23 protein-coding genes and 1 pseudogene are annotated in these 23,881 nt (G+C 72.1%); 20 read left to right on the top strand and 4 right to left on the bottom strand.

Annotated elements, in window-relative coordinates:
* Positions 1-42 precede the first annotated feature (42 nt).
* Both CP974_RS04625 and CP974_RS04620 read left to right on the top strand, forming a co-directional pair.
* Entirely contained in the window at positions 43-1,644 is a 1,602-nt protein-coding gene (locus CP974_RS04625) for an ABC transporter substrate-binding protein (protein ID WP_031129446.1), read from the top strand.
* 38 nt (positions 1,645-1,682) lie between these two features.
* The gene (locus CP974_RS04620; protein WP_031129447.1) at positions 1,683-3,272 is read left to right on the top strand and encodes an ABC transporter substrate-binding protein; all 1,590 of its coding nucleotides are present in this window, start codon (positions 1,683-1,685) and stop codon (positions 3,270-3,272) included.
* A gap of 142 nt (positions 3,273-3,414) precedes the next feature.
* On the opposite strand, the gene CP974_RS04615 is transcribed toward CP974_RS04620, so the two are convergent.
* Positions 3,415-4,086, bottom strand: a complete 672-nt coding sequence (locus tag CP974_RS04615; protein ID WP_031129449.1) for a response regulator — start codon at positions 4,084-4,086, stop codon at positions 3,415-3,417.
* A 9-nt stretch (positions 4,087-4,095) separates the two neighbouring features.
* Positions 4,096-4,956 (bottom strand): RecB family exonuclease, encoded by an 861-nt coding sequence (locus CP974_RS04610; RefSeq protein WP_031129450.1) that lies wholly within the window; start codon positions 4,954-4,956, stop codon positions 4,096-4,098.
* 118 nt (positions 4,957-5,074) lie between these two features.
* Here CP974_RS04610 and CP974_RS04605 point away from each other — a divergent pair, with 118 nt between their 5' ends.
* The 3 genes from CP974_RS04605 (at position 5,075) to CP974_RS04595 (ending at position 8,106) form a co-directional block, all read left to right on the top strand.
* Entirely contained in the window at positions 5,075-6,322 is a 1,248-nt protein-coding gene (locus tag CP974_RS04605; RefSeq protein WP_031129451.1) for a site-2 protease family protein, read from the top strand.
* An 82-nt stretch (positions 6,323-6,404) separates the two neighbouring features.
* Complete coding sequence (locus tag CP974_RS04600; protein ID WP_031129452.1) at positions 6,405-7,292, top strand: tRNA (adenine-N1)-methyltransferase; 888 nt, start codon at positions 6,405-6,407, stop codon at positions 7,290-7,292.
* Positions 7,293-7,512: 220 nt separating this feature from the next.
* A complete protein-coding gene (locus CP974_RS04595; protein WP_031129453.1) occupies positions 7,513-8,106 on the top strand; it encodes a hypothetical protein in 594 nt (197 codons plus the stop codon).
* A gap of 7 nt (positions 8,107-8,113) precedes the next feature.
* Here the strand turns inward: CP974_RS04595 and CP974_RS04590 are convergent, their stop codons facing one another.
* Positions 8,114-8,425 (bottom strand): ferredoxin, encoded by a 312-nt coding sequence (locus CP974_RS04590; protein ID WP_031129454.1) that lies wholly within the window; start codon positions 8,423-8,425, stop codon positions 8,114-8,116.
* Between the two features lie 253 nt (positions 8,426-8,678).
* Between CP974_RS04590 and arc the strand changes: the two genes are divergently transcribed.
* From arc to prcA, 6 genes are all read left to right on the top strand, one after another.
* Positions 8,679-10,445, top strand: a complete 1,767-nt coding sequence (arc, locus tag CP974_RS04585; RefSeq protein WP_031129455.1) for a proteasome ATPase — start codon at positions 8,679-8,681, stop codon at positions 10,443-10,445.
* Between the two features lie 278 nt (positions 10,446-10,723).
* A complete protein-coding gene (dop, locus tag CP974_RS04580; protein WP_031129457.1) occupies positions 10,724-12,235 on the top strand; it encodes a depupylase/deamidase Dop in 1,512 nt (503 codons plus the stop codon).
* Positions 12,236-12,378: 143 nt separating this feature from the next.
* A complete protein-coding gene (locus tag CP974_RS04575) occupies positions 12,379-12,597 on the top strand; it encodes a ubiquitin-like protein Pup (RefSeq protein WP_031129458.1) in 219 nt (72 codons plus the stop codon).
* A 138-nt stretch (positions 12,598-12,735) separates the two neighbouring features.
* Positions 12,736-13,248: an endonuclease VII domain-containing protein gene (locus tag CP974_RS04570; protein ID WP_078915405.1), complete on the top strand. Its 513-nt coding sequence runs from the start codon at positions 12,736-12,738 to the stop codon at positions 13,246-13,248.
* Entirely contained in the window at positions 13,200-14,045 is an 846-nt protein-coding gene (prcB, locus tag CP974_RS04565; protein WP_031129460.1) for a proteasome subunit beta, read from the top strand. The genes CP974_RS04570 and prcB overlap by 49 nt, the downstream gene beginning before the upstream one ends.
* A 47-nt stretch (positions 14,046-14,092) precedes the next feature.
* A complete protein-coding gene (gene prcA / locus CP974_RS04560) occupies positions 14,093-14,860 on the top strand; it encodes a proteasome subunit alpha (protein WP_031129462.1) in 768 nt (255 codons plus the stop codon).
* Between the two features lie 181 nt (positions 14,861-15,041).
* Here the strand turns inward: prcA and CP974_RS04555 are convergent, their stop codons facing one another.
* Positions 15,042-16,070 carry a LacI family DNA-binding transcriptional regulator gene (locus CP974_RS04555; RefSeq protein WP_031129463.1) on the bottom strand — a complete coding sequence of 343 codons (1,029 nt, stop codon included), beginning with the start codon at positions 16,068-16,070 and terminating at the stop codon, positions 15,042-15,044.
* Positions 16,071-16,226: 156 nt separating this feature from the next.
* Between CP974_RS04555 and CP974_RS04550 the strand changes: the two genes are divergently transcribed.
* The 9 genes and pseudogenes from CP974_RS04550 (at position 16,227) to tatA (ending at position 23,876) form a co-directional block, all read left to right on the top strand.
* Positions 16,227-17,510, top strand: a complete 1,284-nt coding sequence (locus CP974_RS04550) for an MFS transporter (RefSeq protein WP_031129464.1) — start codon at positions 16,227-16,229, stop codon at positions 17,508-17,510.
* Between the two features lie 9 nt (positions 17,511-17,519).
* Positions 17,520-18,881, top strand: coding sequence for a Pup--protein ligase (gene pafA / locus CP974_RS04545; protein WP_031129465.1), 1,362 nt, complete (start codon positions 17,520-17,522; stop codon positions 18,879-18,881).
* 186 nt (positions 18,882-19,067) lie between these two features.
* Positions 19,068-20,057: an FKBP-type peptidyl-prolyl cis-trans isomerase gene (locus tag CP974_RS04540; protein ID WP_031129466.1), complete on the top strand. Its 990-nt coding sequence runs from the start codon at positions 19,068-19,070 to the stop codon at positions 20,055-20,057.
* 42 nt (positions 20,058-20,099) lie between these two features.
* On the top strand, positions 20,100-20,471 hold the full coding sequence (locus tag CP974_RS04535; protein ID WP_031129467.1) for an FKBP-type peptidyl-prolyl cis-trans isomerase: 372 nt from the start codon (positions 20,100-20,102) through the stop codon (positions 20,469-20,471).
* Positions 20,472-20,668: 197 nt separating this feature from the next.
* Complete coding sequence (locus CP974_RS04530) at positions 20,669-21,655, top strand: helix-turn-helix transcriptional regulator (protein ID WP_031129468.1); 987 nt, start codon at positions 20,669-20,671, stop codon at positions 21,653-21,655.
* Positions 21,656-21,710: 55 nt separating this feature from the next.
* Entirely contained in the window at positions 21,711-22,667 is a 957-nt protein-coding gene (locus tag CP974_RS04525; RefSeq protein WP_031129469.1) for a helix-turn-helix transcriptional regulator, read from the top strand.
* 248 nt (positions 22,668-22,915) lie between these two features.
* The gene (locus CP974_RS04520; RefSeq protein WP_051839085.1) at positions 22,916-23,191 is read left to right on the top strand and encodes a CpXC domain-containing protein; all 276 of its coding nucleotides are present in this window, start codon (positions 22,916-22,918) and stop codon (positions 23,189-23,191) included.
* 19 nt (positions 23,192-23,210) lie between these two features.
* Positions 23,211-23,402, top strand: a pseudogene (locus CP974_RS04515) (hypothetical protein); the annotation flags it as partial.
* Positions 23,403-23,597: 195 nt separating this feature from the next.
* Entirely contained in the window at positions 23,598-23,876 is a 279-nt protein-coding gene (tatA, locus tag CP974_RS04510; RefSeq protein WP_031129473.1) for a Sec-independent protein translocase subunit TatA, read from the top strand.
* Positions 23,877-23,881: the final 5 nt, after the last annotated feature.

The raw sequence follows: 23,881 nt of genomic DNA, 5'->3' as shown, positions 1-23,881 counted from the left end.
GCACACGCACCACCCCCGTGTTGGACCAGGAGTACGACCCGCATGAACCGCAAGACCCTGGCGCTGCCGGCGATCGCCGGACTGCTGGCCCCTCTGCTCGCCGCCTGCGGCAGCGACACGAGCGGCGCCGCCTCCGGCAGCGACATCGTCGTCGGGACCACCGACCGGTTCACGGCCTCCGAGGAGTCCCCGGCCCCCTTCGACCCGGCGTACGCGTACGACAGCGGGGTCTGGAACGTGCTGCGCCAGACCGTCCAGACGCTGACGCGCATCCCGCGCGGCGGCGGCCGGCCCGTCCCGGACGCCGCGCGGGAGTGCCGCTTCACCGACAGCGCCGGCCAGAGCTACCGCTGCGTCCTCCGCGAGGACCTGGTCTTCTCCGACGGCAGGCCGGTCACCGCCGGCGACGTCAAGTACTCCATCGAGCGCGTGCTCGCCATCGACTCCGACAACGGCGCCGCCGGACTGCTGTCCACCATCGACACGATCGAGGCCAAGGGCTACCACGAGGTGGTCTTCCACCTGAAGACGCCCGACGCCACCTTCCCGTACAAGCTCGCCACGCCCGTCGCCGGCATCGTCAGCAGCGACAAGTACGGCGCCGACGAGCTGCGCACGGGCTTCCAGGTCGACGGCTCCGGCCCGTACACGATGCGGCCGCACGTGCGCGACGGACGCCTCGTCGGCGTCACCTTCACCAGGAACCCGCGCTACAAGGGCGATGTCAAGGTCCGCAACGAGGGCGTGGAGCTGCGCTCCTTCGACGACGCCGAGGCCATGGGCGAGGCGCTCGAGTCCGGCGACATCCACATGATGACCCGCACCCTCGACCCGGACCAGATCGAGAAGCTCGACGGCGACCCGCGCGAGGGCGTCAAGCTGACCGAGGTCCCCGGCCTGGAGATCCGCTACCTCGTCTTCGACACCGAGGCCCCCGCGGTCCGGGAGAAGGCCGTGCGGCAGGCCGTGGCCGCGCTCGTCGACCGCCACGCGATCACGCGGAGCGTGTACGGCCCCACGGCGACGCCGCTCTACTCGATGGTCCCGTCCACCATCGCCACCCACAGCAACTCGTTCTTCAACAAGTACGGCGAGCCCAGCCGCGACCGGGCCGCGGCCCTCCTGCGCGAGGCGAACGTCGACACCCCGGTCAAGCTGACCCTCCACTACACGACCGACCACTACGGCGCCGCCACCGCCCAGGAGTTCGCCGCCCTGTGCGACCAGCTCAACAAGAGCGGCCTGTTCGAGGCGACCGCCGTGGGCACCGAGTGGTCCACCTTCCGCCCCGCGCAGAAGCGCGGCGAGTACGCCGTCTACGGGCTCGGCTGGTTCCCCGACTTCCCGGACCCCGACAACTTCATCGCGCCGTTCCTCGACGCCGGCAACTTCCTCAACACGCCCTACGTCAACAAGGAGGCCCGCGAGCGGCTCATCCCGGCCTCGCGCCGGGAGACCGACCGCGCCGCCGCGGCGGCCCCCTTCCAGCGGCTCCAGGACGCCATCGCCGAGGACGTCCCGTTCCTCCCGATGTGGCAGGGCAAGCAGTTCGTCGCCTCCCGCGACACCCTCACCGGCGTCGAATGGGCCCTCAACACCTCCTCGGACCTGCAGCTCTGGGAGCTCGGCCGAGGCACCGCCTGACCCCCGCTGTACCGAAGAGATCCAGAGGCAAGGTTCCAGTGAAGGCACACAACAAGTGGCTGACGGCCCCGCTCGCCGCGGGGCTCGCGGCCGCCACGCTCAGCGGCTGCGGCACCGACAAGGACGCGGGCGCCGGTGACGGGGCCGGGACGATCGTCGTCGGCATGTCCGACGAGGTCCTGTCCACCGACCCCGCCGCCGGGTACGACCCCGGCTCCTGGGTGCTGTTCAACAACGTCTTCCAGTCCCTGCTGAGCTTCCCCAAGGGCGCCACCACGCCCCAGCCGGAAGCCGCCGAGTCGTGCGCGTTCGACAAGGGTGCCAGCACGGTCTACCGCTGCACGCTCCGCGACGGCCTGAAGTTCAGCAACGGCAACCCGCTCACCTCCGAGGACGTCAAGTTCTCCTTCGAGCGCACCCTGCGGATCGACGACGAGAACGGGCCCGGCCCGCTCCTCGCCACGATCGACAAGATCGAGACCCCGGACCCGAAGACGGTCGTCTTCACCCTCAAGGTGCCGGACGCCACCTTCCCCAGCAAGATCGCCTCCGGCGCCGGCTCCATCGTCGACCACCGCGAGTACCGGGCCGACGGCCTGCGCACGGACGGCAAGGCCGTCGGCTCCGGCCCGTACAAGCTGGAGTCCTTCGGCGACGACAAGGCCGTCTTCTCCGTCAACGAGGACTACCAGGGCACCGCCAAGGCCAAGAACCAGGGCGTCACCCTGAAGTTCTACAAGGGCGACCGCAAGGCCCTCGCCGACGGCCTGAGCGCGGGCGACGTCCACGTCGCCTACCGCGGCCTCGCCGCCGAGGACATCCAGAAGTTCAACGGCTCCCCGACGGCCGGCCAGAAGGGCATCGAGGTCGTCGAGGGGTCCAGCGCCGAGGTCCAGCACCTGGTCTTCAACATGAAGGACCCGGTCGTCGGCAAGCTCGGCGTGCGCAAGGCCATCGCCCACCTCGTGGACCGCCAGGCGCTCGTCCAGGACGTCTACCAGTCGACGGCGACCCCCCTGTACTCGATCGTCCCGGCCGGCATCCTCGGCCACAACACGGCCTTCTTCGACCGGTACGGCGACCAGCCGCAGCCCGACCTCGCCAGGAAGGCCCTGCGCGACGAGGGCATCGAGGGCAAGGTCAGGATCACCCTGTACTCCACGCCGAACCGCTACGGCCCCGGCACGAACGACCAGCTCGACGTGATCGCCAAGCAGCTGAACGACAGCGGGCTGTTCCAGGCCGACGTGAAGTCCGTCGAGTACGAGCAGTACGAGAAGGACATCCAGGCCGGCAAGTACGGCGTGTACATCAGGGGCTGGGTCCCCGACTACCCGGACCCGGACAACTTCACGCAGCCGTTCTTCGGCGAGGGCAACGTCCTCGGCAACCACTACGAGAACACCAAGATCACCGGAAAGATCATCCCGGACACCGCCGCGGCGGCCGACCGCAGCTCCGCCCAGGACGACTTCGACCGGCTGCAGAACCTCGTGGCCGACGACATCCCGCTCCTCCCGCTCTGGCAGGCCAAGCAGTTCGCCGTCGCCTACAACACGGTCACCGGCCTGGAGTGGACCCTCGACGCGTCCACCGTCTTCCGCTTCTGGGAGCTCAAGAAGGGCTGACCCGGCCACTCCGCCCCGCCCCGGCCCCGGTCCGGTCCGGCGCCATGCCCGACCCCGGCGCCGCCCGCCCGGCGGACCGGCCCGCGAAACGCCGGCGCCCCCGCGGTCACCGACCGCGGGGGCGCCCGCGCACCTGGCCCCGCTACTGCGCGCCGGGCCGGACCAGACCGCTCTCGTACGCGTACACCGCCGCCTGCACCCGGTCCCGCAGGCCCAGCTTGGTCAGCACGTGGCCCACATGCGTCTTCACCGTCGTCTCGGACACGAACAGGTCCGCCGCGATCTCCGCGTTCGACAGGCCCCGCGCCACCAGCTTCAGCACCTCCAGCTCCCGGTCCGTCAGCGTGTTCAGCGCGTCCGGCACCGGCTCGTCCCCCGACGGCAGGTGGTCGGCGTACTTGTCCAGCAGCCGCCGCGTGATGCTCGGCGCCAGCATGGCCTCGCCCGCCGCGACCACCCGGATCGCCTGCACCAGCTCGTTGGCCGGGGCGTCCTTCAGCAGGAAGCCGCTCGCCCCCGCCCGCAGCGCCTCCACCACGTACTCGTCCAGGTCGAACGTCGTCAGCACCAGCACCTTCGCCGGGCCGTCCCGGCCGGGCCCGGTGATCTGCCGCGTCGCCTCCACCCCGTCCATGCGGGGCATCCGGATGTCCATCAGCACCACGTCCGGCTGGAGCGCGCGCACCTGCTCCAGCGCCTGCAGGCCGTCCCCGGCCTCACCCACCACCGCCAGGTCCTGCTCCGCCTCCAGAATCATCCGGAAACCGGTACGCAGCAGCGGCTGGTCGTCGACCAGTAGGACACGGATGGCCACGGGCACTCCTCAAGACATCGCCGGACCCGGCCCATTCTGCCCCGGCCCGGTCGACTGCACCGGCAGCGGGTAGACCGGGGGAGTCCCACCGAACTCGGGACAGAACGCCTGGTGGTCGCACCAGCCGCACAGCTTCGTCGGCCGGGGCCGCCAGTCGCCCGTCTCCGTCGCCCGCCGGATCGCGTCCCACAGCGCCAGCAGCTTCCGCTCCACCCGCCGCAGATCCGCCATCACCGGGTCGTACGTCACCACGTCCCCGCTGCCCAGGTAGACCAGCTGCAGCCGGCGCGGCAGCACCCCCTTCAGCCGCCACACCACCAGCGCGTAGAACGTCATCTGGAACAGCGCGGAGTCCCCGTACTCCGGCCGCGGCGCCTTGCCGGTCTTGTAGTCGACGATCCGCACGTCGCCCGTCGGCGCCACGTCCACCCGGTCGATCACCCCGCGCAGCCGCAGCCCCGAGTCCAGCTCCGCCTCCACGAACAGCTCACGCTCCGCCGGCTCCAGCAGCGTCGGGTCCTCCAGCGTGAACCACCGCTCGACCAGCTCCTCGGCCTCCCGCAGCCAGCGCGCCAGGCGCTCCCCGTCCGCGTCGTCCTCGAACAGCGCCGCCAGCTCCGGGCGCGCCTCCAGCAGCCTCGCCCACTGCCCCGGCACCATCGCCCTGGCCTTGGGCGCCGTCCGCTCCGCCGCCGGATCGTCGAAGAGCCGCTCCAGCACCGCGTGCACCAGCGTGCCCCGCGTCGCCGCGGGACTCGGCTTCTCCGGCAACCTGTCGATCACCCGGAACCGGTACAGCAGGGGACACTGCATGAAGTCGCCGGCGCGCGACGGCGACAGCGAGACGGGCGGCTGGGGGCTCGAAGTCATGTCCCAGACCCTACGGCCCGCCACCGACAGCCGTCGGCATACCATCGACGGCAGACCACCACACACCGCATGATCGAGCGGGAACACCCCAGCCCCACCCCCGCGCCGAAGGGAACCCGTGAACCAGGACGACGAGAGCGGCGAGAGCACGCGCCCGCGGTCCGCGCCCGCCGGGAAGGGCGAGGGACCCGGCCGCCGCCCAGGCGAGCCCGGCGGCGGTCTGCTGATGGGCCGGATCTTCGGCGTGCCCGTCTACGTCGCCCCGAGCTGGTTCCTGGTCGCCGCCCTGATCACCTGGGTCTTCGGCGGCCAGCTCGACCGCGTCCTGCCGGAGCTGGGCACCGCCCGCTACCTGGTCTCCCTCTTCTTCGCCGTCGCGTTCTACGCCTCGGTCCTCGTCCACGAGCTGGCCCACACGGTCGCCGCGCTCCGCTTCAAGCTCCCGGTCCGCCGCATCCAGCTCCAGTTCTTCGGCGGCGTCTCCGAGATCGAGAAGGAGTCCGAGACCCCCGGCCGCGAGTTCGTCCTCGCCTTCGTCGGCCCGCTCCTGTCCCTCGTGCTCGCCGGCGTCTTCTACGCCGCCCTGTACGCCGTCGAGCCGGGCACGGTCCCCGCGGTCCTCCTGGCGGGCCTGACGATCTCCAACCTGATCGTCGCCGTCTTCAACTTCCTCCCCGGCCTCCCCCTGGACGGCGGCCGCATGCTCCGCGCCGTCGTCTGGAAGATCACCGGCAACCCGATGAGCGGCACCGTCGCCGCCGCCTGGGCGGGCCGCGCCCTCGCCGTGATCGTCCTGGTCGGCCTGCCGCTGCTCACCCACACCCGCGCCCTCGGCGACTCCTCGGACCTGAGCGGCATGGACACGCTCATGGACGCGCTGCTCGCCGCCATCCTCGCCGCGATCATCTGGACCGGCGCGGGCAACAGCCTGCGCATGGCCCGCCTCCGCGAGCGCCTGCCCGAGCTGGGAGCCCGCGCGCTCACCCGCCGCGCCGTCCCCGTACCACCCGAGACGCCCCTGTCCGAGGCGCTGCGCCGGGCCAACGAGGCGGGCGCCCGCGCCCTCGTCGTGGTCGACGGCCAGGGCGAGCCCACCGCCCTGGTCCGCGAGACCGCCATCGTGGGCGTCCCCCAGCACCGCCGCCCCTGGGTCGCGGTCGGCGGCCTCGCCCAGGACCTCACCGACGGCATGCGCGTCCCGGCCGACCTCACCGGAGAGGACCTCCTGGAACGGCTCCGCGAGACCCCCGCCACCGAGTACCTCGTCGTCGAGGACACCGGCGAGGTGTACGGGGTGCTGTCCACGGCCGACGTCGAGCGGGCCTTCGTCCAGGCCATGGCCCGCCCCGGCACCACCCGCCCCTGACCCCGTCCCACCACCCCGCGCGCCCCACCCCCGCCGGGGCACCGTGGTCGGGGTCCGCGCCACCGCCGGGTACCCTGGTCACATGTCCGAACCGACCGGTGCCGCCCGCCGTCGCGGGCCCTTCAAGGTCGGGGACCAGGTCCAGCTCACCGACCCCAAGGGACGCCACTACACGTTCACGCTCGAAGCCGGGAAGAACTTCCACACCCACAAGGGTTCCTTCCCGCACGACGAGCTGATCGGCGCCCCCGAGGGCAGTGTTGTCCGAACCACGGGAAACGTCGCCTACCTCGCGCTGCGCCCCCTGCTCCCCGACTACGTCCTGTCCATGCCCCGCGGGGCCGCAGTCGTCTACCCGAAGGACGCGGGCCAGATCCTCGCCTTCGCCGACATCTTCCCCGGCGCCCGCGTCGTGGAGGCCGGCGTCGGCTCGGGCTCGCTGAGCAGCTTCCTGCTCCGCGCCATCGGCGACAGCGGCATGCTCCACTCCTACGAGCGCCGCGCGGACTTCGCGGAGATCGCCCAGGCCAACGTGGAGCGCTACTTCGGCGGCCCCCACCCCGCCTGGCAGCTCACCGTCGGCGACCTCCAGGACAACCTGTCGGACACCGACGTCGACCGCGTCATCCTCGACATGCTCGCCCCGTGGGAGTGCCTGGAGGCCGTCTCCAAGGCCCTCGTCCCCGGCGGCATCCTCTGCTGCTACGTCGCCACGACGACCCAGCTCGCCCGGACCGTGGAGTCCATCCGCGAGATCGGCTGCTATGCCGAGCCGCAGCCCTGGGAGTCGATGATCCGCAACTGGCACGTGGAGGGCCTCGCCGTCCGCCCCGACCACCGCATGATCGGCCACACCGGCTTCCTCGTCACCGCCCGGCGCCTCGCGGACGGCGTCGAGCCGCCCATGCGCCGCCGCCGCCCCGCCAAGGGCGCCTACGGCGAGGACTACGAGGGCCCCAACAAGGGCTGACACCCACCGCAACGCGGCGCCGCCGCCGCGGAGTTCCCCCGGCTCGCGGGAAACTCCGCGGCGGCGCGGCCGCGTTCGCCCCCCGCGGCGCCCGACACCCGTACCCCCCGGCCCCGATGAGAGCCCCCCGGTACCGCACCCCTGTGACGTGTGGCACGATGCTGGCCACCCTCCCCGGCGGCAGCCCACCGCCACCGCACGACCACAGGAGACAGCCCGCGTGCAGCCCTCCGACCTCCCGGACCTCGCGCACACCCACGCCCGCCCCACGCACTGGCTCGCGACCGCCGCCGCCATGGCCGGGGTCATCGCCCTCGCCGGCCTCCTCCAGCCCGGATCGGCCACCGCCACGAACCCCGCCGCCGGGGTCCGCCAGGCCCCCGCCCCCGGCGCCCCCGCCCCCGACGCCGCCACCGCCGCGTACCCGCTGGACTGCGCCGGAGTGCCCACCGCCGTCCCCAGGACCGCCAGCGGCGACCTCGACGGCGACGGCCGCCCCGAGACCGTCGCCGCCGCGCACTGCCGCGCCGGCTCCGGCACCCCGCCCTACGGCCTCTACGTCCTCACCGGCGCCCGGAGCGACGCCGACGGCGGCGCGGACACGACGAAGGGCGCCCGCGTCGTGGCGACCCTCGTCGACCCCGCGGACGCCCTCTCCATCGGCGACCTCGCCATCCGTGACGGCGTCGTCACGGCGACCGTGCTCGGCTACACCTCCCCCGACGTGCCCCGGTGCTGCCCCGACACCCACGAGACCGTCGAATGGCGGTGGACCGGCGGCAGGTTCCTGCGCACCCCGGCCACCGACCGCTGACCGGCGGCTACTCGGCGTCGGGCCCGTACACCTCGACCCTGTCCGAAACCCGTCGTACGTGAATGCAGTCCCCCGGGCACTCCTTGGCCGAATCCACCACGTCCTGAAGGAGCGGCAGCGGCACCGGAGTCGTCGCGCCCGGGTCCTGGAGCAGTTCGTCGTCGGCGCTCTTGACGTAGGCGAGTCCGTCGATGTCGAGCTCGAACACCTCGGGCGCGTATTGGGCGCAGATGCCGTCCCCGGTGCAGAGGTCCTGGTCGATCCAGACCTCCAGAGCCTCTCCGGCGGCCGTGGTGGGAGCCTCGTGCTGCGCGGTCATATGCCCTGCCGTTCCTGCGTCGGGTGAAGCGTCGAGAAGTAAGTCCGGCCCGCCCTGCCGGGTGTTGGCCACTGACGACGATACAACCGGCCGCTTTCCGATGTTGAAGGGTGGGTATTCCCTTCCCGTGGGGGAGAGCGCAAGGGTGAAGATCGGACACCTCCCGAGAGTCTTTGTGATCTAGGGGTTTCAATCACCACCCACGCAGGTAGGGTCAGGAAGCGTCCAGCTCCCCTTGGAGGAGGTGAGGACCGTGGCAGCCCACGACGACGACATCAACCGCGGCATCCGGCCGGGGCGGGGGTCTGAGGACCCCGCCGGCCAGGTTGCCTATCTCGAGCAGGAAATCGCCGTCCTGCGACGCAAGCTCGCCGACTCTCCGCGCCACACGAGGATTCTCGAGGAGCGGATCGTCGAGCTGCAGACCAACCTGGCCGGCGTGTCCGCGCAGAACGAGCGGCTCGCCAACACGCTCCGTGAGGCCCGCGACCAGATCGTGGCACTCAAGGAGGAGGTCGACCGCCTGGCGCAGCCGCCGGCCGGCTTCGGAGTGTTCCTGCAGGCCAACGAGGACGGCACGTGCGACATCTTCACCGGGGGCCGCAAGCTCCGGGTGAACGTGAGCCCCAGCGTGGAGCCCGACGAGCTCCGGCGGGGCCAGGAGGTCATGCTCAACGAAGCGCTCAACGTGGTCGAGGCCATGGAGTTCGAGCGCGCCGGGGACATCGTCACCCTCAAGGAGATCCTCGAGGACGGCGAGCGCGCCCTGGTCATCGGCCACACCGACGAGGAACGGGTCGTACGGCTCGCCGAGCCCCTGCTGGACGTCACCATCCGGCCCGGCGACGCCCTCCTGCTCGAACCCCGCTCGGGCTACGTGTACGAGGTCATCCCCAAGAGCGAGGTCGAGGAGCTCGTCCTCGAGGAGGTCCCGGACGTCGACTACGACAAGATCGGCGGCCTGGGCAACCAGATCGAGCTGATCCGCGACGCGGTCGAGCTCCCGTACCTGTACCCGGACCTCTTCAAGGAGCACGAGCTCCGGCCCCCGAAGGGCATCCTGCTGTACGGCCCGCCCGGCTGCGGCAAGACGCTCATCGCCAAGGCGGTCGCGAACTCCCTCGCGAAGAAGGTCGCCGAGGTCACGGGGCAGCCCGCCGGCAAGAGCTACTTCCTCAACATCAAGGGCCCCGAGCTGCTCAACAAGTACGTCGGCGAGACCGAGCGGCACATCCGCCTGGTCTTCCAGCGGGCCCGCGAGAAGGCCTCGGAGGGCACGCCCGTCATCGTCTTCTTCGACGAGATGGAGTCCCTCTTCCGCACCCGCGGCTCCGGCGTCAGCTCGGACGTCGAGAACACGATCGTCCCGCAGCTCCTCGCCGAGATCGACGGCGTCGAGGGCCTCGAGAACGTCATCGTGATCGGCGCCTCCAACCGCGAGGACATGATCGACCCGGCGATCCTGCGCCCCGGCCGCCTCGATGTGAAGATCAAGATCGAGCGCCCGGACGCCGAGGCCGCCAAGGACATCTTCGCCAAGTACCTCACGCCGTCCCTGCCGCTCCACGCGGACGACCTCGCCGAGCACAGCCACTCCAAGGACGCCGCGGCACAGGCCATGATCCAGTCGGTCGTGGAGCAGATGTACGCGGAATCCGAGGAGAACCGGTTCCTCGAGGTCACCTACGCCAACGGCGACAAGGAAGTCCTGTACTTCAAGGACTTCAATTCCGGCGCGATGATCCAGAACATCGTCGACCGGGCGAAGAAGATGGCCATCAAGGCCTATCTCGACCAGAACCAGAAGGGCATCCGCGTCTCCCACCTCCTCCAGGCGTGCGTGGACGAGTTCAAGGAGAACGAGGACCTGCCCAACACCACCAACCCGGACGACTGGGCCCGCATCTCCGGAAAGAAGGGCGAGCGGATCGTCTTCATCCGCACCCTCGTCACCGGAAAGCAGGGCGCGGACACCGGCCGCTCCATCGACACCGTCGCGAATACCGGCCAGTACCTGTAGCGGTGCGCGGAACCGGCTGCGGACGCCCCCGGACCCCCGAAAGGGCGAGGGCCCGAAAGGGGGAGGGCGTCCGCAGCCGGACGCGTTCCACGGGGCGGACCGGACACGGACCACACGCGAGCAATGACGCAATTGATCTCCCCCCGGGCGCGAAGGCGCTCTAGGCTCATCCGTACCGCCGATTCGCGCAGTGCGGGGTCGGGCACCGCACACGCATCGGAGAACCGGTACTCGGGCGCCGCTCCCGCGCGGGGGCGCCGCCGGGCAAGGAGGGCCGCATGACCGTACGGCGAGTAATGGGCATCGAGACGGAGTACGGGATCTCCGTCCCCGGCCACCCGAACGCCAATGCCATGCTCACCTCGTCCCAGATCGTCAACGCGTACGCGGCGGCGATGCACCGGGCGCGCCGCGCCCGCTGGGACTTCGAGGAGGAGAACCCGCTGCGGGACGCCCGCGGCTTCGACCTCGCCCGCGAGGTCGCGGACTCCAGCCAGCTCACCGACGAGGACATCGGCCTCGCCAACGTCATCCTGACCAACGGCGCCCGGCTCTACGTGGACCACGCCCACCCCGAGTACAGCGCCCCCGAGGTCACCAACCCCCGCGACGCCGTCCTCTGGGACAAGGCCGGCGAGCGGATCATGGCGGAGGCCGCCGAACGGGCCGCCCAGCTCCCCGGCGCCCAGCCGATCCACCTCTACAAGAACAACACCGACAACAAGGGCGCCTCCTACGGCACGCACGAGAACTACCTGATGAAGCGGGAGACCCCCTTCTCGGACATCGTGCGCCACCTGACGCCCTTCTTCGTCTCCCGCCAGGTCGTCACCGGCGCCGGACGCGTCGGCATCGGCCAGGACGGCCAGGAGCACGGCTTCCAGATCAGCCAGCGCGCGGACTACTTCGAGGTCGAGGTCGGACTGGAGACGACACTCAAACGGCCCATCATCAACACACGGGACGAGCCGCACGCCGACGCCGAGAAGTACCGCCGCCTCCATGTGATCATCGGCGACGCCAACCTCTCCGAGATCTCCACCTACCTCAAGCTCGGGACGACCGCGCTGGTCCTGTCGATGATCGAGGACGGCTTCATCACCGTCGACCTCGCCGTCGACCAGCCGGTCCGCACCCTCCACCAGGTCTCCCACGACCCGACGCTCCAGCGCCTGATCACCCTGCGCAGCGGCCGGACGCTCACCGCGGTGCAGCTCCAGATGGAGTACTGCGAGCTGGCCCGCAAGTACGTGGAGAACCGCTTCGGCGCCGACGCGGACGAGCAGACCGCGGACGTCCTCACCCGTTGGGAGGACACCCTGGGGCGGCTGGAGAACGACCCGATGAGCCTCGCCGGCGAGCTGGACTGGGTGGCGAAGCTGGAGGTCATGGAGGGCTACCGGCGCCGCGACGGCCTCGACTGGGACTCCGCGCGGCTCCACCTCGTGGACCTCCAGTACGCCGACGTACGCCCCGACAAGGGCCTGTACAACCGTCTGGCGGCCCGCGGGCGGATGCGGCGGCTGCTGGACGAGGAGGAGGTCGTCAGGGCCGAGAAGCAGCCTCCCGAGGACACCAGGGCCTACTTCCGGGGCCGCTGCCTGGAGCAGTACGCGGACGACGTCGCCGCGGCCTCCTGGGACAGCGTGATCTTCGACCTGCCGGGCCGCGACTCCCTCCAGCGGGTCCCCACGCTGGAGCCGCTGCGGGGCACCCGCGCCCACGTCAAGGACCTGCTGGACCGGTGCCGCACGGCCGAGGAGCTGGTCCGGGTGCTTTCGGGTGGCTGATCAGGGCTAAGGGGGGCCGCCTCGGGGAATCATGGAAGTGGCCCCCGGACGTCGAGAAAGACAGGGCCGATGTCAGACCGGGCTTGTAGGGTCAGATCTTGAGACACCTGACCAAGCGGGCAATTCCGAGCGGGGTGAGGGACATGGCGACCAAGGACACCGGCGGCGGCCAGCAGAAGGCCACGCGTTCCACCGAGGAGGTCGAGGACCAGGCGCCCGAGGCGCAGGCCTCGGAGGACCTCAAGGAGCGCCACGAGAAGCTGAGCGACGACGTGGACTCCGTCCTGGACGAGATCGACGACGTCCTTGAGGAGAATGCCGAGGATTTCGTGCGGTCATTCGTGCAAAAGGGTGGAGAGTAAAGGCTTGATGGCTCAGCCTTCTTTGAAGCGAAGGTGAGCTGACTCGGGGGGACGGTGGCAGAGCAGGCGGAGGAAGCGAAGCGCTGCTCGCGGTGCGGTGCATCGAAGCCGCGGGCGGCCTTCGCGGACAACAGGTCCATGCGCGACGGACTTCAGGAGCACTGCCGCGCCTGCCAGGCCGAGCACTACCGGCGGCGCCAGGAAGCCGGGGGGCTGACCGTTCGGGCAAGGGTTCCCGTTCCCCGGGGGAGCGAGCGCTGCCCGAAGTGTGCCGAGGTGAAGCCGCACTCGGAGTGGGTGCACGACAAAGGCTCCTCCGACGGATGGGCGAGCCACTGCCGTGACTGCCGTGCCCGCAGGCACCGCGAAAGCTGCTTCCAGCGCAAGTGCGGCATCACCGAGGCCGAGCGGGACGCGATGATCGAGGCGCAGGGCGGAGTCTGCGTGATCTGCTTGTCCCCTCGACCCGAGCATGTAGATCATTGCCACGAGACAGGTAGGGTCCGTGGCGTGCTGTGCTTCAGCTGCTACGCGGCGCTGGGGCAGCTCAAGGACCGACCGGCCGCCATGAGGCGGGCGGCCGATTACGTGGAAGGAAACTCGTGGAAGCCAACACTCGTAGCACCGGGCGTCTACCAGCTGCCTTCCTGACGCCCGGGTCCTCTTCCTTCATGGACTTCCTCGCCGAGCACTCGCCGGAGCTGCTCCCCGGGCGCCGGACGCTGCCCCCCGTGCAGGGGGCGATCGAGGTGCCGCACGGCACGACGATCGTCGCCGCCTCGTTCCCGGGGGGCGTGGTCCTCGCCGGCGACCGGCGGGCCACCATGGGCAACATGATCGCGCAGCGCGACATCGAGAAGGTCTTCCCGGCCGACGAGTACTCGGCCGTCGGCATCGCCGGCACGGCCGGCCTGGCGGTGGAGATGGTCAGGCTGTTCCAGCTGGAGCTGGAGCACTTCGAGAAGGTCGAGGGGACGCAGCTGTCCCTGGAGGGCAAGGCGAACCGGCTCTCCACCATGATCCGCGGCAATCTGGGCATGGCCATGCAGGGCCTCGCCGTGGTGCCGCTCTTCGCCGGCTGGGACGTGGACCGCCAGAAGGGCCGCATCTTCTCGTACGACGTCACCGGCGGCCGCTCCGAGGAGCACGGGTACGCGGCGACCGGCTCGGGGTCCCTGTTCGCGCGCGGCTCGATGAAGAAGCTCTACCGCGAGGACCTGTCCGAGCGGCAGGCCGTGACGCTGGTGGTGCAGGCGCTGTACGACGCGGCGGACGACGACTCGGCGACGGGCGGCCCGGACGTGGCGCGCCGGATCTACCCGATCGTCACGGTGATCACGGAGGACGGCTACCGCCGCCTGACCGAGACCGAGGCGTCGGACGTGTCGCGCTCCGTGCTGGAGCGCCGCCTGGACCAGCCGGACGGCCCCCGCGCCGAGCTGCTCTGATGATGCTGACGATGTTCCCGCCACTGACAGAAAGGGACGGATAGCCGGTGTCGACTCCGTTCTACGTCTCACCCCAGCAGGCCATGGCCGACCGGGCGGAATACGCCCGCAAGGGCATCGCGCGGGGCCGGAGCCTCGTCGTGATGCAGTACGCCGACGGCATCGTCTTCGTCGGGGAGAACCCGTCCCGCGCGCTGCACAAGTTCAGCGAGATCTACGACCGGATCGGCTTCGCCGCCGCGGGCAAGTACAACGAGTACGAGAACCTGCGGATCGGCGGTGTGCGCTACGCGGACCTGCGCGGCTACACGTACGACCGCGACGACGTGACCGCGCGGGGCCTCGCCAACGTCTACGCGCAGACGCTCGGCACGATCTTCTCCAGCGCCGGCGAGAAGCCGTACGAGGTGGAGCTGGTCGTCGCGGAGGTCGGCGCGTCGCCGGAGGGCGACCAGATCTACCGGCTGCCGCACGACGGCTCGATCGTGGACGAGCACGGCTCGGTCGCGGTCGGCGGCAACGCCGAGCAGATCGGCAGCTTCCTGGACCAGCGCCACCGCGACGGGATGTCCCTGGCGGAGGCGCTGAAGCTGGCGGTGCAGGCCCTGTCGCGGGACACCAGCGGCAGTGAGCGGGAGATCCCCGCCGAGCGCCTGGAGGTGGCCGTGCTGGACCGCACGCGTCCGCAGTCACGGAAGTTCAAGCGGATCGTGGGCCGGCAGCTCGCGCGGCTGCTCGCGGCCGCGGAGCCGGCGACGGCCCCGACGGACGCGGCGGACGACGAGGCCGAGGGCCCGGAGGGCGCCGCCGACTGAGTCCGCGCCCGGCCGGTCCTCCCGGTCCGCCCGTCAGGCCCTCTGCCGGCCGCCCGGCCCGCCGGGCCGGCGCACGGGCGGGGCCGGGCCTCGCGGGCCGGGCGGCCGGCTTCGGGCAGGTGTGGTGGGCCCCGGTCCGCTCCCTTCGGGGGCGGGCCGGGGCCCTTTCGCGTGCGCGGGGTCAGCCGACGGGCGGCGGGGCGGTGGAGGCCCGTACGCGCAGGGTCACCGGCAGGTCGCCGCGGGGCGGGAGGCGTCCGTCGAGGACCGCGAGCAGGGCCTCCATGCCGCGCTCGCCGACCCGCTCGGCGGGGAGGGAGACGGTGGTGAGCTCCGGTTCCACGGCGGTGGCGAGGGTCAGGTCGTCGAAGCCGGTCACGGAGACGTCCTCCGGGACGCGCAGCCCCAGGCGCCGCACCGCCTTGCAGGCGCCGGCCGCGATGAGGTCGTCGTCGCAGACCAGGGCGGTGGGGCGCGGGCCGGGCCCGGTCAGTGCGCGGGCCGCCGCCTCCCGGCCGCCGGCCACGTCGAGCGGCGTGGGCACGGTGCGGGCGGTGACGCCGGGGCGGCCGTCCAGGGCGGCGGCGAACGCGTGGGCGCGCACGTCGAACGTCCAGGACGGCACCGCCGACGCGAGGTGGGCGAACCGGCGGTGGCCGAGGGCCAGGAGATGGTCCGTCACCTGGCGCATGCCGTCCTCGATGGCGAGGTTGACCCGGGCGGCGGAGCCGGGGTCGGCGGGGTCGCTGTCGAGCATGACGAGCGGCAGGCCGGTGTCCCGGAAGGCGTGCAGGGCTCCGGCCGCCATCGACGAGGCGATGATCCCGTCGAGGGCGGCGCCGGCGGAGGCGAAGGGGTCCCTGGCCGGGCCGACGCCCTCGGGCGAGGGGTAGAGGACGACGCCGAAGCCGTGGCGGGCCGCGAGCGCCGAGGCCCCGGTGTGGACGCGGGCGAAGAACTCGTTGGTGAGCGCGGGCACGACCAGCAGGGCGGTGCGGGTCCGGCCGAGGCGGAGGCTGCGGGCGGCGAGGTTGGGGCGGTAGCCGAGCCGCAGGGCCGTGTCGCGGACCCGGTCGGCGGTGCGCTCGGAGACCCGGCCGCGCCACTTGCCGCCCATGACGAGGGAGACGGTGGCCTGCGAGACGCCTGCGGCGCCGGCGACGTCCCGGCTGGTGGGACGGGTGCCGCCGAGGGGGTCCGGGGCCTTCACGCGCGTACGCCTCCACGGGTGGTCCGGGGCCGCCGCACCGGTGCGGGGCGGTCGTCCAGGGGTGCGCGGGTGGACCCGCGGCTGCCGACATGGTACGTATGACGTCCTTGGTTATACGTAAAACCCCGGCATGGTCCGGAGGAGGAGGCGCGGGCGATGGCGGCGGCGGGCGGCGGGTACGCCGACATACTCAGGGCTCCGCACGCGCTGCGGCTGCTGGTCGGCACGCTGGTCGGCCGGCTGCCCAACGGCACGGCGCACATCGCGATCGCGCTGTTCACCCGCGCCGAGGGCGGCAGCTACAGCCTCGCGGGCGCCCTCGCCGCCGTGTACGGACTGGCGACGGCGGCGGGGCAGCCGCTGCTCGGCCGCGCCGTCGACCTGCACGGCCAGCCCCGGGTGCAGCTGCCGGCCGCGCTCGTCTCGGCGCTGGGCATGGCGTGGCTGGCCGCCGCGGGGATCGGCTCGCTGCCGGTCGCCTTCGCCGCGGTGGTCGTCGCCGGGTTCTTCACCCCGCCGCTGGAGGGCGGCCTGCGGGCGCTGTGGCCGAGCGTGCTGGGCGGCGGCGACCGGGTGCACCGCGCGTACGCCCTGGACGCCGTGGCGCAGGAGGTCATGTTCACGGTCGGTCCGCTGCTGGTGACCGTCCTGGTGTGGCTGTGGTCGCCGGCGGCGGCGCTGCTGCTGATCAACGCCGCCGGGGTGCTCGGCGCCCTGTCGGTGGTCGCGTCGGCCCCCTCGCGGGCCTGGCGCTCCGAGCCGCGCGAGGCGCACTGGCTGGGCGCGCTGCGCTCGCCGGGCCTGCTCGCCCTGCTGGGCGCCTTCTTCTTCGTCGGCCTGGCGATGGGCTCGATCACGGTGGCCGCGCTCGCCTACGCCGACCTGCACGGCGGCGACGCCGTGTACGGGGCGCTCATGGCGGCCCTGGGGCTGGGCGCGCTGGTGGGCGGCCTCGGGTACGGCGCGCGGTCTTGGTCCGGGGAGCCGGAGGCGCGGCTGCGGGTGCTGGTGGCGCTGCTGGCGCTCGGCTACCTGCCGCTGGTGCTGGCGCCCGGCGTGGCCGCCATGACCGCGCTGTCCGCTCTCGCGGGCGTCTTCCTGGCGCCGGCCATCGCCTGCGCCTTCGTCGTCGTGGACCGGCACGCGCTGCGCGGCACGGTGACGGAGGCGTTCTCGTGGCTGGTGACCACCTTCGGGGTGGGCGCCGCGGCGGGCGCGGCGGTGGCCGGCCCGGCGATCGAGCTGGCGGGCGTCGCCTGGAGCTTCGCCGTCGCCGGGGCGGGGGGAGCGGCGGCGCTGCTGGTGCTGGTGGCGACGCGCCGTGTGCTGGCCGCCCCCGCCGCCGCGGGCCGGGCGGAAACGGCGAAACCGGTGCGTGTATCGGAAAATGATCGAAACGGCACGGTCGAACCCGGTTTCAGCGAGGGCCGTCAGGCGTAATGTTCTGTCATGGACCGCCGCATTTTCGGGCTGGAGAACGAGTACGGCGTCACGTGCACGTTCAGGGGACAGCGCCGACTGTCTCCTGACGAAGTGGCGCGCTACCTCTTCCGCCGTGTCGTGTCATGGGGCCGCAGCAGCAATGTCTTCCTGCGCAACGGCGCCCGCCTCTACCTCGACGTGGGTTCGCATCCGGAATACGCGACGCCGGAATGCGACAACGTGACCGAGCTGGTCACGCACGACAAGGCGGGCGAGCGCATTCTCGAGGGTCTGCTCGTGGACGCCGAACGCCGCCTGCACGAGGAGGGAATCGCGGGCGACGTCTACCTCTTCAAGAACAACACCGACTCGGCGGGGAACTCCTACGGCTGCCACGAGAACTACCTCGTGGCGCGGCACGGCGAGTTCTCGCGGCTGGCGGACATCCTCATCCCGTTCCTCGTCACCCGCCAGCTGCTGTGCGGCGCGGGGAAGGTGCTGCAGACCCCCCGCGGCGCCGTGTACTGCGTGAGCCAGCGGGCGGAGCACATCTGGGAGGGCGTCAGCTCGGCGACGACCCGCTCCCGCCCGATCATCAACACCCGCGACGAGCCGCACGCCGACGCCGAGCGGTACCGGCGGCTGCACGTCATCGTCGGCGACTCCAACATGTCGGAGACGACGATGCTGCTGAAGGTCGGCGCCACCGACCTGGTGCTGCGGATGATCGAGGCCGGCACGGTCATGCGCGACCTCACCCTGGAGAACCCGATCCGGGCCATCCGCGAGGTCAGCCACGACATCACCGGCCGCCGCAAGGTCCGCCTCGCCAGCGGCCGGGAGGCGTCCGCGCTGGAGGTGCAGCGCGAGTACTACGAGAAGGCCGTGGACTTCGTGGACCGGCGCGGCATCCGCACGGGCACGGTCGCGCAGGTCCTGGAGCTGTGGGGCCGCACGCTCGACGCGATCGAGACGGAGGACCTGGACCGGATCGGCACGGAGATCGACTGGGTCATCAAGTACAAGCTGCTGGAGCGGTACCGGGCCAAGCACAACATGACCATGTCGCACCCGAGGGTCGCGCAGATAGACCTCGCCTACCACGACATCCACCGCCGCCGCGGCCTGTACTACCTGCTGGAGAAGAAGGGCCAGGCGGCCCGCGTCTGCGACGATCTGAAGATCTTCGAGGCGAAGTCCGTGCCGCCGCAGACCACCCGGGCGCGGCTGCGCGGCGACTTCATCCGCCGCGCGCAGGAGCAGCGCAGGGACTTCACGGTGGACTGGGTCCATCTGAAGCTCAACGACCAGGCGCAGCGCACGGTGCTGTGCAAGGACCCGTTCCGGTCGGTCGACGACCGGGTGGAGAAGCTCATCGCCGGGATGTGACCCCGTACCGCCCCACGCCTCGGGCCCCGCACCGGACCGCCGGTGCGGGGCCCGGGGCGTCGGGCCGCACCGGGCCGGGGAACGTCCGGGGAGGGGGCGCACGTTCCTCGTGCGGCACCTCCCGCACGCCGTAGAGTGGCGCGCACCCAAGGCAAGATCGACCCCCGACCAGATACGAGGCTTCCCGTGCGTCGTCGCTCCCTCCTCCTCGCCGTGCCCGCCGGCCTGCTCACCCTGTCGGCCTGCGGCGACGGCCAGTCAGACCAGGACAAGGACAAGGACCAGGTCGCCGAGAGCCCGTCGGCGCCGGAGCCGGGCGCGTCCGCCAAGATCGTGGACGGTCCGCTGCCCGCCATCACCGGCGGGCAGAAGTTCGGCGAGAAGCCGACCGTCGCCAAGGGGACCGGGAAGCCCTCCTCCGACCTGGCGGTGAAGACGGTCATCGCCGGCTCCGGCACCCCGGTCGCCGAGGGCGACTACGTCCGGGCGCACTACCTGGGCCAGATCTGGGACACGGCGAAGGTCTTCGACAACTCCTACGACCGCAAGCAGCCGCTGGTCATCCAGCTCCAGCCGGGCTCCGTCATCGACGGCTGGCGGCTGGGCCTGGCCGGCAAGAAGACCCGCAGCCGCGTCGAGATGGCCGTCCCGCCGGCGCTGGGCTACGGCGCGGAGGGACGCGGGGACATCAAGGGCACGGACACGATGGTCTTCGTGATCGACATCGAGGAGACCTTCAACGGCTCGTCGTCCGTCAAGGGCAAGGAGGTCCCCCAGGACGACGCCGCCCTGCCCAAGGTCGGCACCAACACGGACGGCAAGGCCCCCGCCGTGACCGTGCCCAAGGGCGCCGCCCCGAAGAAGCTCGTCGCCGAGTACGTCCTGGAGGGCGACGGCGAGGAGGTCGCGCCGACCGACCAGCTGCTCCTCCAGTACAAGGGCGTGCTGTGGAACGGCGGCAAGGAGTTCGACTCCAGCTACTCCCGCAAGCAGCTCGCCGCCTTCCCGCTCCAGCAGCTGATCAAGGGCTGGCAGGAGGGCCTGGCCGGCAAGAAGGTCGGCAGCCGCGTCATGCTGGTCGTGCCCCCGGACCTGGGCTACGGCGACCAGGCCTCCGGCGAGATCCCGGCCAACTCCACGCTGGTCTTCACGCTCGACATCCTGGCGAAGATGTAAGACTGTGCGGGTTGTGCACAAACGATCAACAGGAGCACTGACGTGAGCATCGACAAGCCCGAGGTCGACTTTCCGGGCGGCGAGCCGCCGGCGGATCTGGAGATCAAGGACATCTGGGTCGGCGACGGCCCGGAGGCCAAGGCCGGCGACATGGTGAAGGTCCACTACGTCGGTGTGTCCTTCTCCAGTGGCGAGGAGTTCGACGCCTCGTGGAACCGCGGCACGCCGCTGCAGTTCCAGCTCGGTGTCGGCCAGGTCATTCCCGGCTGGGACCAGGGCGTCCAGGGAATGAAGGTCGGCGGCCGCCGCCAGCTCGTCATCCCGCCGCACCTCGCCTACGGCGACCGCGGCGCCGGCGGCAAGATCAAGCCGGGCGAGACGCTGATCTTCGTCTGCGACCTCGTCGCGGTCTGACCGGACCGGATCACGTGGGCCCGCACCTGCCGGTGCGGGCCCACGCCGCTTCGGCCGGTGCTTCGCTCCGGGGCCCGCGGGCGGCACCCGGGAGGCGCGGGCGGGCCGCCCGGCCGGCGTGACTTTGGTGACGCCGGGTCCGGGGCGGTACGGTCAGCGGGCGATAGTGACTCCATAAGAAGAGGTGCTGGGCGTCGATGGCCATTGCCAAGGCCGAGCGGCTGATGAATCTCGCGCTGTGCCTGCTGGGTACGCGCCGGCCGCTCAGCAAGCGCGAGCTGCGCGGCTCCATCGAGGCGTACGTGGAGGCGTTCGGGCCCGGTGACGGAGGCCCCTCACCGGCCGACGACTCCTTCAACCGCATGTTCGAGCGCGACAAGGACGACCTGCGCGAGCTGGGCCTCGTCATCGAGACCGTCGAGAACCTCGACGGCGAGACCGGATACCTGGCCCGCCGCGACTCCAACCGCCTGCCGCCCGTCCAGCTCGACGCCGAGGAGGCCGCCGCGCTGGGCCTGGCCGCCCGGGTGTGGCAGCAGGCCCGCCTCGCCGGAGCCGCCAGCGGCGCCCTGCAGAAGCTGCGCGCCGCCGGCATGCCCGAGGCGGACGGCCCCTACGAGGACCGGCCCGGCGCCCTCGAACCGCGCATCCCCGTCCGCGAGGCCGCGTTCGAACCGCTGATGCTGGCCTGCCGCGACCGGCGCCCCGTGGTCTTCGAGTACCGCAAGTCCAACTCCGCCCGCGCCGAGACCCGGCACGTCGAGCCCTGGACCCTGGAGTGCTGGCGCGGCCACTGGTACCTGGCCGGCTGGGACCGGGACCGCGGCGCCCAGCGGGTGTTCCGGCTCTCCCGCATCACCGGCAAGGTCCGCTCCCGCGCCGGCGCGTTCACCGCGCCCGTGCCGGACGTGTCCACCGTCCGCGAGGCGGTGGAGCGCTGGGCCGGCGAGAGCGCCACCCGCACGGCGCTGATCCGGCTGCGCGCCGACTGCGGCTACCCGCTGCGGGCCCGCGCGCTGACCGTGCGCGACCGCGGCGACGGCTGGGACGAGCTGGAGATCCCGTACGGGCACGGCCTCGACGCCTGGCTGGCCGAATTCGGCCCGGACGTCGTCGTACAGGAGCCGGCGGACCTGCGCGCCGACGTGGTGGACCGGCTGCGCGCCGTCGCCAAGGGCAGCTGAGCGGCGGGTAGCGAGGACCCGGCGGGACTTGAGGAAACGGACGGACGAGCGAGCGATGGCCACCAACGCGATCGACCAGACCAGGCGGATGCTCTCCCTGGTGACCTATCTGCGGGAGCGCCCCGGAGCCCACGTCGGCGACGTGGCCCGCGCCTTCGGCATCACCGAGGCCGAACTCATCGCGGACCTCGACGTCCTGCCCATGTGCGGCACCAGCTTCCGCGGCGGCGACCTCCTCGACATCGACACCGACGGCGAGCAGATCTGGTGGCACAACGCCGACGACGTGGCCGAGCCGCTGCGCATCGCCGCCGACGAGGCCACCGCCCTGCTCGTCGCCGCCCGCGCCGTCGCCACCCTGCCCGGACTGCGCGAGGGCGACCGCGAGGCGCTGCTGCGCGCCACCGCCAAGCTGGAGGCCGCGGCGGGCGAGGCGGCCGGCGCCAGCTCCCGGCTGTCGGTCACCTTCGAGTCCGAGGGCGGCGTCTTCGCCGAGGTCGACCGGGCCATCTCGGAGCGCCGCAGGCTGTGGCTCCGCTACTACTCCCCGGCGCGCGACGAGCTGACCGAACGTGAGGTCGATCCGATCCGGCTGTTCGCCGTCGGCCACACGTACATGGAGGCGTGGTGCCGGCTCTCCGAGGCGCGGCGCACCTTCCGGCTCGACCGCGTGGCCGAGATCCGCATCCTCGACGAGCCGTCGGCGCCCCCGGAGATCGAGCTGCGGGACCTGTCCGAGAACCTCGTCCAGCCGTCCGCCGACGACCCCGAGGTCGTGGTGGAGGTCGGCCCCGGAGGACGCTGGGTCGCCGAGTACTACCCGCACGACAGCGCCGAGGAGCTGGCGGACGGCGGGCTGCGCATCACGCTGCGCACCCCCGACCCGGCCTCGCTGCGCCGCCTGGCCCTGCGCCTCGGCCGCGACGGGCGGATCGTGTCGCCGGAGGCGCTCGGCGAGAGCGCGCGCCGCGCCGCCCGGGAGGCGCTCGCCGCGTACGACGTCCAGGACTGACCCGGTGGCGGCCCCGCACCCGCCACCGGGCCCGCCGCGCCGGGGTCCGGGCGGGGGTCCGCCCGGGGGACCGCCCGGGGCCCATGCGCCGAGGGCCGCTCGCCGGGGGAACCGCCGACGAACACCCGCCGGGGGACATCCACGAGGGACCGCCCGGGAAGCCGCCCGGGAAGCCGCCGAGGGGCACCCGCGAGGAACCGCCCGGGAAAGCCGCCGAGGGACACGCACCGCAGGAGAGGAGAACCGCCATGGGGGACCCCCGGGACACGGCCGCGCTGCTGCCCGGCATCCCGCAGCAGCGCCGACCGGTCCTCTACAAGGCCGCCTGCCCCGAGTGCCGCGCCCGGTTCGAGCTGGACCCGGGCGCGCTGCGACTGGCCATCGGCGCCAGCCGCCGCACCACCTTCTACTCCTTCACCTGTCCCGAGTGCGGCTCCGCCGTCCGCAAGCCCGCGGGGGAGCGCATCGTCGAACTCCTCACCGGCGGCGGAGTGCGGACGCTGCGGCTCCACTCCACCGTCTGACACCCCCTAGGCTCTGCCCATGTTCTGGCCCATGCTCGCCGTCGCCCTCGGCTTCCTCGGGATCGCCGTCCTCGGACTCCTCGGGATCCGGGTGTTCATCGAGGCCCAGCGCCTCGGCCGTCAAGTGACGCGCACCACACAGCGGATCAACAGCGCCGCGGAGGAGCTGGAGAGGGCGGCCGAGGGCCTCGCCCGGACCGGGGCCACCCTGCCGGGCCGCGGGACACCCGGCGACCGCGCGGACACCTCCCGTGCGCCGCGCGCCTGACACCGGCACCGGGGGGTCGCCGGGGCATTGCCCTGCGTTCACCGGCGAGGGTTACGATGAATTCCCGCGCGGGCGGGCCCCCAGTCGTGCGTCCGCACCGCTCCGGTACAGGTGACCTCGGTCAGAAGGTAGGCAGTCATGGGTCAGATCGGTGTCTGGCAGCTGGCCATCATCGTAGGGATCGTCATCCTCCTCTTCGGGGCCAAGAAGCTTCCCGAGGTGGCCCGCTCGCTGGGCAAGTCCGCCCGCATCCTCAAGAGCGAGGCCGCCGCCATGAAGAACGACGGCGCCAAGGACGGCGAGGCGCAGCCCGGCACGGCCGACCAGCCCGCCGCCCCCAGGACCATCCAGGCCGCCCCCGGTGACGTCGCGTCCGCCCGCCCGGTGGAGGAGCCCAAGCGGACCACCCAGGGCTGACCCCG

Origin of the sequence: Streptomyces fradiae ATCC 10745 = DSM 40063, assembly GCF_008704425.1 — a bacterium.
GTDB lineage: Bacteria > Actinomycetota > Actinomycetes > Streptomycetales > Streptomycetaceae > Streptomyces > Streptomyces fradiae.
The sequence above is the reverse complement of the archived record's forward strand: the minus strand, read 5'-3'. Positions and strand labels throughout refer to the sequence as shown.